This window comes from Desulfobulbus oligotrophicus (assembly GCF_016446285.1).
Taxonomy (GTDB): Bacteria; Desulfobacterota; Desulfobulbia; order Desulfobulbales; family Desulfobulbaceae; genus Desulfobulbus; species Desulfobulbus oligotrophicus.
In genome coordinates, this window is sequence record NZ_CP054140.1 from 2,051,959 (window position 1) to 2,064,638 (window position 12,680).

11 protein-coding genes and 1 tRNA gene are annotated in these 12,680 nt (G+C 50.7%); 7 read left to right on the top strand and 5 right to left on the bottom strand.

What is annotated here, in order from left to right; genetic code table 11:
• Positions 1-14: 14 nt before the first annotated feature.
• From trpD to HP555_RS09295, 3 genes are read left to right on the top strand one after another with little or no spacing between them, the layout of a single operon-like run.
• Positions 15-1,043, top strand: a complete 1,029-nt coding sequence (gene trpD / locus HP555_RS09285; protein WP_199261810.1) for an anthranilate phosphoribosyltransferase — start codon at positions 15-17, stop codon at positions 1,041-1,043.
• 7 nt (positions 1,044-1,050) lie between these two features.
• Positions 1,051-1,815 (top strand): indole-3-glycerol phosphate synthase TrpC, encoded by a 765-nt coding sequence (trpC, locus tag HP555_RS09290; RefSeq protein ID WP_199261812.1) that lies wholly within the window; start codon positions 1,051-1,053, stop codon positions 1,813-1,815.
• Positions 1,812-2,486 (top strand): phosphoribosylanthranilate isomerase, encoded by a 675-nt coding sequence (locus HP555_RS09295; protein ID WP_199261813.1) that lies wholly within the window; start codon positions 1,812-1,814, stop codon positions 2,484-2,486. Before trpC ends, HP555_RS09295 begins: the two co-directional genes overlap by 4 nt.
• On the opposite strand, the gene HP555_RS09300 is transcribed toward HP555_RS09295, so the two are convergent.
• Together HP555_RS09300 and HP555_RS09305 are read right to left on the bottom strand one after the other, a co-directional pair.
• Positions 2,469-3,173, bottom strand: a complete 705-nt coding sequence (locus HP555_RS09300; RefSeq protein WP_233249128.1) for a septal ring lytic transglycosylase RlpA family protein — start codon at positions 3,171-3,173, stop codon at positions 2,469-2,471. The two genes, HP555_RS09295 and HP555_RS09300, sit on opposite strands and share 18 nt — an antisense overlap.
• Positions 3,174-3,315: 142 nt before the next feature.
• Complete coding sequence (locus HP555_RS09305; RefSeq protein WP_199261817.1) at positions 3,316-4,785, bottom strand: hypothetical protein; 1,470 nt, start codon at positions 4,783-4,785, stop codon at positions 3,316-3,318.
• A 77-nt stretch (positions 4,786-4,862) separates the two neighbouring features.
• Between HP555_RS09305 and HP555_RS09310 the strand changes: the two genes are divergently transcribed.
• The 4 genes from HP555_RS09310 (at position 4,863) to HP555_RS09325 (ending at position 9,875) form a co-directional block, all read left to right on the top strand.
• A tRNA-Thr gene (locus HP555_RS09310) sits at positions 4,863-4,939 on the top strand.
• 672 nt (positions 4,940-5,611) lie between these two features.
• Complete coding sequence (locus HP555_RS09315; RefSeq protein WP_199261819.1) at positions 5,612-5,854, top strand: hypothetical protein; 243 nt, start codon at positions 5,612-5,614, stop codon at positions 5,852-5,854.
• A 348-nt stretch (positions 5,855-6,202) separates the two neighbouring features.
• The gene (locus tag HP555_RS09320; protein ID WP_199264532.1) at positions 6,203-8,065 is read left to right on the top strand and encodes an ATP-dependent nuclease; all 1,863 of its coding nucleotides are present in this window, start codon (positions 6,203-6,205) and stop codon (positions 8,063-8,065) included.
• Positions 8,052-9,875 carry a UvrD-helicase domain-containing protein gene (locus HP555_RS09325; RefSeq protein WP_199261821.1) on the top strand — a complete coding sequence of 608 codons (1,824 nt, stop codon included), beginning with the start codon at positions 8,052-8,054 and terminating at the stop codon, positions 9,873-9,875. The genes HP555_RS09320 and HP555_RS09325 overlap by 14 nt, the downstream gene beginning before the upstream one ends.
• Positions 9,876-9,886: 11 nt before the next feature.
• Here HP555_RS09325 and HP555_RS09330 read toward each other — a convergent pair whose 3' ends face one another.
• The 3 genes from HP555_RS09330 to HP555_RS09340 form a co-directional block, all read right to left on the bottom strand.
• Positions 9,887-10,300, bottom strand: a complete 414-nt coding sequence (locus HP555_RS09330; protein WP_199261823.1) for a PIN domain-containing protein — start codon at positions 10,298-10,300, stop codon at positions 9,887-9,889.
• Positions 10,300-10,569, bottom strand: a complete 270-nt coding sequence (locus tag HP555_RS09335; RefSeq protein WP_199261825.1) for an AbrB/MazE/SpoVT family DNA-binding domain-containing protein — start codon at positions 10,567-10,569, stop codon at positions 10,300-10,302. Before HP555_RS09335 ends, HP555_RS09330 begins: the two co-directional genes overlap by 1 nt.
• Positions 10,570-10,927: 358 nt before the next feature.
• Positions 10,928-12,283: an IS5 family transposase gene (locus HP555_RS09340; RefSeq protein ID WP_199261827.1), complete on the bottom strand. Its 1,356-nt coding sequence runs from the start codon at positions 12,281-12,283 to the stop codon at positions 10,928-10,930.
• Positions 12,284-12,680: the final 397 nt, after the last annotated feature.

Genomic DNA, 12,680 nt, shown 5'->3' on the forward strand with positions numbered 1-12,680 from the left:
AGTGAGGGGAGAGCATGATTAGAGAGGCCATTGCCAAAGTTGTTGCTTTGGAACATTTAACCGAGCCGGAGATGGTCGAGGTGATGCAGGAGATCATGAGCGGCGGGGCGACCAGCGCGCAGATCGGCTCCTTTATGACCGCCCTGCGCATGAAGGGTGAGAGTATCGATGAAATTGTCGGTGCGGTCCGGGTTATGCGGGAGAAGGCAACCTTCATTGATACCGGGGTGAATACCCGGGCCGGTGAGGTGCTTATGGATATCGTCGGCACCGGTGGTGACGGCTCCGGCAGCTTTAACGTTTCAACCACCACGAGCTTTATTGTCGCTGCTGCCGGTATTCCGGTGGCCAAGCACGGCAACCGTGCCGCTTCTTCACACTGTGGCAGTGCGGATGTGCTTGAAGCACTGGGCGTTGATTTAAGAATGCCGCCGGAAAAGGTGGGAGCCTGTGTGCGGGAGGTCGGCATTGGTTTTCTCTTCGCCCCCATGCTCCATGGTGCCATGAAGCATGCCATCAGGCCCAGGCAGGAGATCGGTATCCGTACCCTGTTCAATATTCTCGGTCCCATGACCAATCCGGCCGGGACCAATGTTCAACTGACCGGCGTGTTTTCTCTGCCGCTGACCACTGTACTGGCCGAGGTTTTTGTACGGCTTGGCATGCAGCGTGTGATCATTGTGTGGGGAGAAGGCAACCTGGATGAGATGACTATTACCGGGGCAACACACATTGCCGATGCCTCCAAAGGCAGGGTGACCAACTCGGTGCTGACCCCTGAGGAGGTTGGCCTGCACACCGCACCCATGGCTGCCATTCGCGGGGGGCGGACCGCAGAGGAGTCGGGGAGACAGGTTCGGGCCGTGCTGGGTGGAGAAAAAGGCGCCAAACTTGATATGGTCCTGCTCAATGCCGGTACAGCCCTGATGGCCGCAGGCCGGGTCGAATCAATACTTGAGGGTATAGACCTGGCTCGTACAATCATCAGCTCCGGTGCCGCACTCGATAAACTCGAGCAGTTGATCCAGTTCAGCAAAGGGTGAGGTTTATATGATACTTGATGCCATTGTCGCTCGAAAGTATGAAGAGGTGGCTGTCCTTAAGAAAAATGGTTTACCGGTGATGGAGCGACCGGTTGCCCCTCCTCGCGGCTTTTTACAGGCACTGCTGGCAACACCGTCGGTGGCGATTATTGCTGAGGCCAAAAAAGCCTCACCTTCCAAAGGGGTTATTGAACCTGATTTTGATCCGGTACGCATAGCCCGCAACTATCAGGACGGTGGTGCCCACTGTTTATCGGTGTTAACCGACGTTGATTTCTTTCAGGGGGCGCTCATGTTTATTCCCCTGGTGCGGGAGGCGGTCGAGCTGCCGGTGCTCCGCAAGGATTTTATTATCGATCCACTGCAGATTGAAGAGGCCCGGGTGGTTGGTGCCGATGCGATTCTGCTCATTGCCGCTGTTTTAGAACAGGAGCAGCTGCGCGATTTCCGCCTGCAGGCCGAATCACATAGCATGGATGTTCTGGTTGAGGTGCATGATGAACAGGAGCTGAACACAGCTCTTCAAAGCGGTGCCCGGCTCATTGGTATCAACAACCGTAATCTGAATGATTTCTCAGTCAGCCTGGAAACCACCTTTCAACTGTTGCCGATGATACCGGCGAGTGTTCCGGTGGTGAGTGAGTCGGGAATCAGATCGGTTGCTGATATGCAGCGCTTAAAAGAGGCCGGCGTCAAGGCTGCGTTGATCGGTGAGAGTCTGATGCGGGCCGGGCAGAAGGATCAACTGCTGCAGAATTTTCTGGCCGTATGAGCGCACCCGATCGTATCCGTATCAAAATCTGCGGGATGACCCGCCTTGCTGACGCACTTTGTGCTGCAACAGCCGGTGTTGACGCCCTGGGGTTTATTTTTTATGAAAAGAGTCCCCGGGCCGTCTCGCTGTCGGCGGCAAAAGATATCATCAGACAACTGCCGCCCCTGGTTGCCGCTGTGGGTGTGTTTGTGGACGAAAAGCTGGAGCAGGTTGTTCGTACTGTCCGTGCGTGCGGCCTGACCCATGTGCAACTGCACGGTGCGGAACCACCGGACTACTGCCGGCAACTGGCTGATAGCGCTGCATCCTGCCGGATAATCAAGGCCGTTCGAGTCGGCACGCACAGCACGTCTGCAGATATTACCCCTTACAGGACTGCGGTTCACGGGTATCTGCTTGATACCTATGAGCACAGCAGGGCCGGCGGCACCGGTCAAAGATTTGACTGGTCTCTGATCGATCAGCTGCAGCTGGATCGGCCCTTCTTTCTGGCCGGTGGTCTTGACTTGAAGAATATCAGAGTCGCACTCAAACAGGTCACCCCCTACGGGGTTGATGCCAACTCAGGTCTGGAAGATGCACCAGGGCTGAAAAATCATCATCGTATCCACAGCTTCATCACCACAGTCCGTGGTTTTGAGTGTGAGCGTCTAGCGAGCCAGCAGTAGAGCGTACCGGAATCCCTCGTTTTTCAACCCCTGTTCATACACTTTTGCCTGTTTGAGTGAGGTGCTGGCAAAGATCATCACCCTGTACAGGTTCATGCCGGCTGCCGGATACTGCTGAATAATGACATCACGACCCCGTCTGGCAAAGGCCTTGGCCAGAGTCCTGGCGTTTTCAACCTGTACAAAGGCGCCCACCTGTACATAAAAGTTGCCTTTGTCAAAGTCCGGGATGGGCGGCGGTTTGATTTTTGGTTTGGGCCTGCTCACCTCTTCACCTGTCCTGCTGCCGGTTTTGGCAGCCACCAGGGGCTGCTCTTCCACCTGCTGGGCGCCTAAAGCAACGATCTCCACACGGGCGGTCCCCCGACCGATCACACCCAGTTCCTGGGCTTTGTTATACGACAGGTCAATAATGCGTTCCTGAACAAACGGGCCGCGATCGTTGATACGCACAGTGGTGGAACGCCCGTTTTCCAGATTTTTCACCAGCAGCATGGTGTTCATGGGCAGGGTTTTATGAGCCGCTGTATCGGCGTGCATGTTGTAGGTTTCACCGTTGGATGTCTTGCGGCCATGAAACGGTTTGCCGTACCATGAGGCTATACCTCGTTCAACATAGCCTGTTGCCGATGGAATCGGATAGTAGGTGATACCGTTGATAACGTAGGGTCGCTGGGTGGCCGGCATCCTGGATTTTTTCTTACCCGGTGCGGACACACCTTTTTTCGGCTCAGCCTGTTTTGTTGCACAGCCGAACCCGAGGCAGAGTACCAGGCAGAGTACAAAGGTGTGGATACAGGATCGAAAGACAGAGCAGGCAGACATGTGGTTACGGAGTGTTTTTCGGAAGCAGGTGCTGAAAACGGTCACGATAGAAGAGGCCCGCCGGACCGGTGGTGTGGGGTGTGTACGGCCGAAGCCCCTTGCCTTGACCGGTGATGTTGTCAAAGGGTACGGTGGCGTCGGCTTCAATCATGGACAGGTGCAGATCAAGGATAGGCCGGAACACCTTGATGATGCCGTCACTGTCCTGGTGAATCTCCATCTGCTCCCAACGCCGTTGGCTAAACCCCTGGTACCAGATGCCCGGCCTGGCTGTGCCGGTTAAACCGTCGCGCATGGTCAGAGGCCACTCGTCTGAATAGTGGAGGTTGTGTTCCAGCAGCGCTTCCACCTCAGAACTTGACTGTACAGTCAGCCTGTCCCAGGCGTCGTGGTCTTCGTGTTGAGATAAAAGCAGGTGCGTGGAACCGTCGTTGTAGCTCCACTGGCCGTGGCAGACCTGGCAGGCCACCTTTTGCCCGTACTGTTTGTGAGCCGGGTGCTGCAGCAGTGGAACCAGATGCTCTTTGTCGGCAGTCCGACTGCGGACAACCAGGGTTTTGTTGCGTACACTCACATTGGTCAGAGCCGGTACAGCCTGGCCCGGTTGCCAGCCGTGACAGGTTCGGCAGGTGAGGGCTATCGGCGTTCCATGGCCTATCTTCTGGTGACAGTCAATGCAACTGAGCCCGCGCTGGTGATGAATGTCTGTTGACAGCTCGTGCCACTCAACACCATAGGGTCGATCCGGTACATTTCCCGGAGTGGTCGTGGTGTAGGGGGTGCGATACTCCCAGTTGTAGTCGTGTTCGTACCGGCCGTAGTAGTCACTGCCCACATAGTTGCCGTAATGGCAGCTTAAACACTGTTTATCCGTGGGCACTGTAAAGGCATGGCTGTGCAACGAGCCGTCCTTGAAGGGGAGATGACAGGCACTGCAACCAGTGCCGTGGGTAACAGCTGCATAGTCATCACCTGCTGAGTAGACGTGACAACGCAGGCATCGGCGGCGCAGCATATCGTCGGCCAGGGCCAGAGGGCTATCAATGGTTGCACTCTGGGGGATGTCCAGGGGCGTGGTCAGGGTGTTCTGGGCACCAAAGTGGTGACGAACCGTGTTCACCTTATTGGCAAGGGTGAAATGCAGTGATTTGGCAGCGGTGGCAAGTTGTTCGGCATGACAGCTGCCACAGGTTTTCTGCATGTGGTCGGGATGACTGGGACGGGCCACCAGACCGGCATGTGAACGGTCTGCATCACTTTGCTGGTCAACACCCTGATGACAGCTGGTACAGGCCAGTTGATGGGCAGCATCCAGCCTGATGGTGTCGTGGCACTCCCGGCATCCGGTTTTAACCGGTGCGGCAGACTGTTGAGTTGAAGCGGGCTTCTGAGGTGTTGGCGGTTCAACCTCGTTGTTCTGGCAACTGCAGAGCACCAGCAGAAATGTCAGTATCCAGAGAAAAGTGTAATTCATATCCTTGACACTATAGCATAAAATTGCTACATCAAAAATCCTTAAACCACATTTTTCAAGCTCTTCCCGCCCTGTACGCCGATATAGCTCAGTTTGGTAGAGCGGCTGATTCGTAATCAGTAGGTCAGCGGTTCAAGTCCGCTTATCGGCTCCATACTTCAAGCACTTGGCAAGCACTTGCCAGGTGCTTTTTTTGTGCGCTGCAACTGCGAAAAAACATATTCGTTTACTGCTGTTTTATAAAGCTTCTTGAGTATCAATCAGGACGATATTGTGCTTAACACAGCACAGTCGGATGTGGCTGCATTGAGACCATTGTCATTGGTAAGAGCTCTGCAAAGTAGGATGTCAAATCCTTTGCGCGTGGGACCTTACGCCCTCATGTGCTTGTCACTATGACTGATGAAAGCAACGCTTCCCTTCCCTTGGGGTGGAAGAATGAACGGGAGCCGCTGTGGAGACGATTCCCGCAATCTCAACCTCTCTTCGGTCAACTCCATACGCAAAGGCGTGGTGCTTCCATCCAAAGAAATGCAAGCTGTGCTCCAATCTCCAATCGCACCCACACCGGAAAACGAGCTCAGAGGGCAGAGAGGCTTACCAAATTGTCATTGAGACAATCCTGTCCCACCTTGACCTTGCTTCTCTCTGTCTTGGAACATCCATGCTGGAAAACGGCTTTATCGACATAGACATGCGAACCATCGTCCGTGACTCCGGCATCGGCCATTCGCGTTGTGACCGAGCTCTTTTTTGAATTTCTGAACTTTGGCCGATGCTCCAGAGAGAAAGAGCCAGGGCCACACAAAAATTGCAGCGCCGAGCCATGAAAGCGCAACGAAAGATAACGGATTTCATGCGCCGAGTGACCATAGGGCTTAAAAATCATTTTTCAGCCAGACCTCAACGCTCCAAGGCCGAACAAGAAAGACGAGAGGAGCTTTCACGGCACTGGAACATGATGTGTGCGAAATACATGCTTGCCGATCTCGAATCAGACGAGTGTCAACGACGAACAAACGCGGAACTTGGACTGCCCGCCGACTACAGCCCCGACAGATACGCATAGCAGAGCTTGCGCGTCTGGCCGTATGGAATTCTCCTGACTTTCGGGCTGTCCTTGGCCTTGTCCCCCCTGCCAAAATCGAATTTTCCGCCCTGGATTCTCCAATAAGCGGTTTTGCTCCAGTGCTATGCCAGCGCCACAAAAAATAAGTGTCGCATAGTTGGCTCGTAGGTGTCGTGCATAAAAACCAGGAGGCAAAAATAAACAACACAATGAAATAAAAAATGGAGTTAAATACCCCATAAAAAAGGGGCTCTTGTCTTGCGCGATAAATTATCCCATAATAACTATGCGTCGGAAAAACATTGCAAATTACAAAACCATGACGGTCTAAAACAGGAGAAAGATTCTGTGCGAGTCGTGTCCATAAAAATAAATAATTTCCGTGGAGTGAAATATTCTTCCTTGTTGCTACCTCACCATGGAGTTCTTATCGGCGATAATAATGTCGGTAAAACAACGGTATTAGAAGCGCTCGATCTCGTTCTTGGACCTGATCGACTTCACCGACAGCCTGTCATAGACGAGCATGATTTTTTTAGAGGCCAATATACACTGAAACCCCAGAGGGAGATTACCGCTGATTCGCCTGCTGAAAAAACTGATGGTAATCGCACAGAGGCAGTATCTAACATAGAGACAGATGAGCAAGTGCCTCAAATTGAGATTGAAGTCATTATTGCTGCCCTTAACGGTGAACAGAAAAATAAGTTTGGCGATTATATCGAATTTTGGGATTCTAAAACGAATCAGTTATATGACAAGGCAGATCCTAAGGGTGTAGACACCCCCACGATTTCAGAAGTGCTTCGCGTTACGTTTATCGGGTCATACGATAAAGACGAAGATGATTTTGATGGAAAAACATACTTTACTCGTAGCCTGCTTGAAGATGATAATCCCGCATTGTTTAACAAAAGACATAAACAACTATGCGGTTTTTTGTACCTTCGCTCTCTTCGCACTGGTTCCCGCGCTCTAAGCTTAGAGCGAGGTAGCTTGCTCGACATCATATTGCGCCTAAATGAGGTCAGGCCACAAATGTGGGAAGCAACGCTAAATACACTTGCGAATTTACCGGTCGGAAGTGACCCTGAATTAGGAATTTCTCCAATACTTGAGAGCATTAACGCTGCATTGAAAAAATATGTTCCTAAAGAATGGGGAGTCGAACCACATCTACGAGTATCAAATCTTACTCGAGAGCATTTACGAAAAACTATTACAGCGTTTATTGCAACTGGTGACGGTGACCATGCAGCTCCATTCTATCGCCAGGGAACGGGAACAATTAATATGCTTGTTTTGGCAATGTTGTCACAGATTGCTGAAAATAAGCAAAACGTCATATTTGCTATGGAGGAGCCCGAGACAGCAATTCCACCTTACGCGCAAAAACGCATAGTCCATGAAGTTCGTAAATTAGCTTCTCAAGCCATTTTTACCTCTCATTCCCCGTATGTGCTGGAAGAGTTTACAATAAAAGAAACGGTTGTTCTTTCCAGAGATAGCGAAGGGCTCCTAACCCAACAAAGCATTGTACTCCCGGAGAATGTGAAGCCTAAGCGTTACAGGCAAGACTTTCGTATCCGTTTTTGCGAAGGATTACTTGCTCGCCGAGTCCTCATCGTGGAGGGAGCGACAGAAGCGTCGGCGTTTCCTGCTGCCTGCCGTCTTCTTGCCGAACTTGAACCAGATACATATTCGTCACTTGAGGCTTTGGGGGTTTGTGTCGTTGATGCCGGTGGCGAAACAGATATCCCTGGTGTAGCGCAACTCTTTAAAAAATTAGGAAAGCAGACCTTCGCTCTTTGCGATAAGCAAGGAGAGACAAATAAGAAACTGATTGAGGAGCATGTTGAACAACTTTTCATGCATGATGAAAAAGGATTTGAGAATATGGTTCTCAAAGGAGCGACAGAGGAGTCTTTAAAAGCATTTTGCAAGCAACTCTGCTGGCCTCAGCATTTAACTCAACGATTCCCCGACCCCGAGAACAATGTGTGCTGTGCTCTACAAGAATATTTTATTTGGGCGAAAGGCTGCTGGGGCATCGCGGATTTCCTCTCTCAAAGGAGCCTAGATGAAATTCCCGAATGGATTCGAAATACGGCTATAGAACTGAAAAACGCTTGTGCCCCGGCTAGTGCTTGCCACTGTGTTGACCCAGAACCGGAGCTTACTCCGAAAGCTGATGGCAATGAACCTCACTAAAGGTCAGACTGCTATAATGCAGGCAGATGGACATTTACTTGTCACTGGGGGGCCAGGCTCAGGCAAAACGACGATATCCATTCTAAAAGCCTCGCAGATTGCCAGTCAAAATCTTTTGCCTGGGCAAAAAGTCCTATTTCTTAGTTTCGCTCGCGCAACTGTTTCACGGGTAATAGAAGCTATTGAATATGAGCAAAAAATTCCAAAAGAACAAAAAAGTTTTATTGTTGTAGATACATATCATTCATTTTTTTGGCGTATCTTGAAAACATATGGTTATCTTATAGGGCTACCACGCAGGATAAAAGTTCTTACTCCACCGAATGAGGCAATCGCACTTTCAGTAATTAGATCAGCTTTCCCGTCCAGAAAACTTACCGATATACAAAAGCTAGAGAAAAAAAATGCCGAAGCAGCAGAACTGCTACGCTTAGCAAAAGAAGAAGGAAAAGTTTGCTTCGATCTATACGCACCGAACACGTACCAGATTCTTCAAGGTAGCAAACGAATATGCCATTTAATTGCGAGCAGATATCCAACAATTATTCTTGATGAATTTCAGGATACTAACGCCGCACAGTGGAGTGTGGTGCAAAAACTAGGGGGCGGTTGCAGGTTGCTCGCTTTAGCAGATCCAGAACAACGTATTTACGATTGGATTGGCGCTGATCCCGCTCGCCTTGATCACTTCCGAGAAACCTTTATTCCTATAGAAGTAGACCTTAAAGATGATAACCATCGAAGTGGCGATACGGAAATCGCTATGTTTGGGAGGGATGTCCTCGCCGGGAAGTTCAGAAAAAATGCTTATAATGGTATTGGAATAGCTCCTTTTACTCCCAGCAGAGATCCGGCCATGACAAAGCTGATAACAACTGTCTATAGCTCCCGCAAACGCCTTATTGACCAGGGAATTTCTGGATGGTCCTTGGCGATTCTTGTTCCGACAAAAAAAATGACACGATTAGTTTCTGAGGCTTTTCTGCAACCTCCAGCAAAGTTGACTGTGATCCCTCATTTTGCTGCTATCGAAATGGAAGCTGCTATTCTTGGAGCAGAGGTAATTGCTTTATTGATGCAACCAAATTCTGGGACTCACCACTTTGAAGAATTTATTGATTTAATGTGTAATTATTTTCAAGGTAAGGGTGGCGATGAACCGACACAAGGCGCTCTACAGGAGGCAGACAAAATACGTAAAAACTACGATGCATGGGTGGATGCCCACGCAAAAGGGAAGACGCTGCGCAAAAATAGTATCCTCATCAACATGCACAATGTCTATGAGCAGGCCTGTAGTGTCGCATTGACTGGCGACCCAGACAAGGACTGGGTGACTATCCGGGGCATTCTGGAAAAAGGAACTTGCCCACGTCTAAGGGAAATTTCACTCGAAGTGCGCAATTTGCGCCTGCTGCAGCGCGGTTCGCAGCTTCGCCAGGAGCTTTCTCAGGATTGGCTCAGTCACGGGGTTTACCTTAATGCTTTAGAAGTTGTCAGGCGTGCTTTTGTTCAGGCACATTTTGATTTGAGAGCTAAGCCTGAATCTGGCGTGGTCGTAATGAATATGCACAAAGCAAAGGGGAAACAGTTTGATGAAGTCATAATATTTGAAGGTTGGCCTGTTCAGCATAAAGGGCAAACTGTTAGTAATCCCGACAGGATAGTGCGGGCAAACTCTATAGAACAAGCCAATTCCCAAGCCCGACAAAATTTTTGCGTTAGTATTACCAGGAGTAAGCGGCAAACAACCATATTGACGCCAAAAAATGATCCGTGCGTTTTGCTCCCCAGCAATGATAACGCTTAGTGAGGGGTGCCCTAGTCCACCCGCATAAACTCTGCCGACGTGATCATCCTTGGATGGGTTATGCCGGAGTCTAGGAAATCTTTATCTCCAGTGAGTATTCCATCAACTCCTGCGGCCAGCGCAGCAAGATAGATCGGGCGGTCATTCAGATCGCGGATTTTTTGTTTATCCCTCACACCTTCCCCTGTCTCTTCCGGCGTAGACACAATCTCAACCGAGAGTGTCAGCAGAGAAAGAAACCGTTCAAAGTCCGATATCTTGTGGGGGAATTTTCGGTTGTACACACGGCGCATTTCATCCAATGAGTAGTCGCACACTACAGCATCATGCGGCGGGCTTACCGCTTTCATGAACGCCCGTGCCGGTACGCTGTCCGGAAACAGAGCGGCGGAAATCAGGATGTTCGTATCAATGAGGCAGCGCATCAGTCCTGTTCTTCAGAACGCATTTTTTTGACCAGATCAACAACATCTTCGTCCGAGCGCAGCCCGGCCTTTGCTGCTTCGCCTTCCATCGAGGATTGCAGCATCTTCATGGCATAAACGGCGGAATTCATTATGATCACCTGATTGTCCTGGCTAATGAGCGTTACCCTGTCGCCTGTTTTGACCCCAAGCACTTCCCGAATATCTTTGGGCAACGTGATTTGCCCTTTTGCCATCACCTTGGCGTTACCAACAAGAACGTTTTGCATAAAGCTTTGCCTCCTGCAAGCATAAAATCCCTACTTATCCTAAAAGTAGGATAATAGTTGTTTGGCAAAAAAGCAAGACCACGCCGACATTTTTCTTTCCCCCAACCATGTCAGCACCTTGCTAATTTTGCAGCAGACTGCTGCGAAATTGGGGGATTGCCGCCTCTGATTTTGCCCGTTCTTGCAGGACATTCTGTTAAGCGAGTATATTCTTTAACGGAGGTGTTCGATGACAATGAAAACAAAATCAAGCAAGACCAGGCAGCGGTATTCCCAGCAGTACAAGACAGAAGCACTTGCCCTTGCCGAAAAGGTTGGGGTTGTGACAGCAGCTAGTCGTCCTTGAAAAAGCCTTTTTTCATATTGCCGGGGCGATCGCTCCGGCACCCTTTTTTTGCCCATCGAAGCGGCACCAGAGGACCAAAAGCAATCCGGTAAAAAGAAGAAACAACCTTTCCCTCAACTTCTTGAGGATAAGACGGATATTGTGCCCTGCTCCACAGAGCAGGGCATTGATTTTATCGCCCAACTCACCCAGCAGGTAATTGCGTCCAAGCTTGCCATCCGCCTTCATATGGCCGATCACCGGCTCAACGGCGCTGCGTCTCTTGAGTTCCTTCTTCATCTGCGGTGTCATTCCCCGCCTGCGACCGGAGATCAACACCTGGGGTTCTTTGATCTTGTGACCACGGTAGCCCCGGTCGACAAAACTGCGTTGAACGGTGCAGCCGGTGATCCGCTGCACCTGCTCAATGGCCCTGCCCAGGGTGTGGCCATCATAGGGATTGCCAGGTTCAGCCAACATGCCCACCACGAAGTTGTCTCGATTGGTGGTGGCCACGCTCACCTTGACCCCGAACTCGTACTTCTTGTGTGCCTTGCCCTTGGCAATGCATTCGACTTCCGGTGCATGCAGGCTGTAGAGCTTGTTCTTGTCCTGTTTCTGCTGCGTCAACAACCGCTCAGCCAGGGCAAGCTCGGGAAGAAGCACTGGGCCAAGCGCCTGCTGCCCTTCGATCTTGCGCACAATGTCCCGATACACCCTGCCCAGATAGGTCTTCAGCCGTTTTACCTCCCGACGGGCTCTTCGGGTTTGGCGGGCGTGAAAATACCGGCCGGCCTTTAACAAGGCCTGACGTCCAAGACGGGAGTAACTCTGCCGAAGACGAATGCCCCAAACCGCAGCCAACTTGACCAGTCGTTCCCGACTGCGGTTGTACAATCGTGAATCGGTCGGAAACGCCACCGCCTTTTCCTGAACAGTCGTATCAACAATCACTCGCTCCAAACTGGTCGGCGCAACCGCTCCGCTTGTCAACCCCGCCTTTATCGTGAGCTGCAGGATCAATTCCGATCCCTGCTCACCTATCCTCTTTCGCCAGCGACTCAACGAAGACGGATCGATCGGCAGTTCATGACAAAAGTACTCTTCCCCGCAGAAATATTGATGGTACGGGTTCTCCACCCACCGCCGTACCGTCTCTTCGTCTGACGTGTTGAACGCATGGCTCAGATAGGTCAGGCCTACGAGCAAACGAATCGGGAGCCCCGGCCGGCCTTCCTCAGAGTACAGCTTGCCAAACTCGCTTTCAAACACTCCCCAGTCGATCAGCCCACTCAGCCGGTACAACTCATGACGATGATTGAGAATGCTCTCCAAACGGTTGCGGAACATGTCCAACTGGGGGCTGGAAATCTGCTTCTTCGGCTGCATCGAAAATCACCAGAAATTGAAGGGGAAAAGTGCAATATCCTGCAATTTACAGTGCTATATTTTTCAATTTTTATCCATATATTCCAACTCGTTGAGAGTTTTTCATGGCCGACCAGCTAAGCAATGAGGGCTTCATGAAAGCTGGCTGTATTCCTGGCGAAGCAAGGCTCATTATGCGCAAGATCGAAGCGGTGTGGAAGAATGACTTTTTGTTGAAAACGCTCGGCTCAAGCGCTAGCTGGCGGAGCAGGCCGAGGAGCTGGGTATCGTAAAAAATGCTGCAGCATACTTCACCAAAAGCCTGAAGTGAAGTACGCCTTTATGCATAACCATACAGACGAATTCAAGAGTATTTCCATGAGTCGTGTGTTGGACATCTCTCGCAGCGGATTCTACC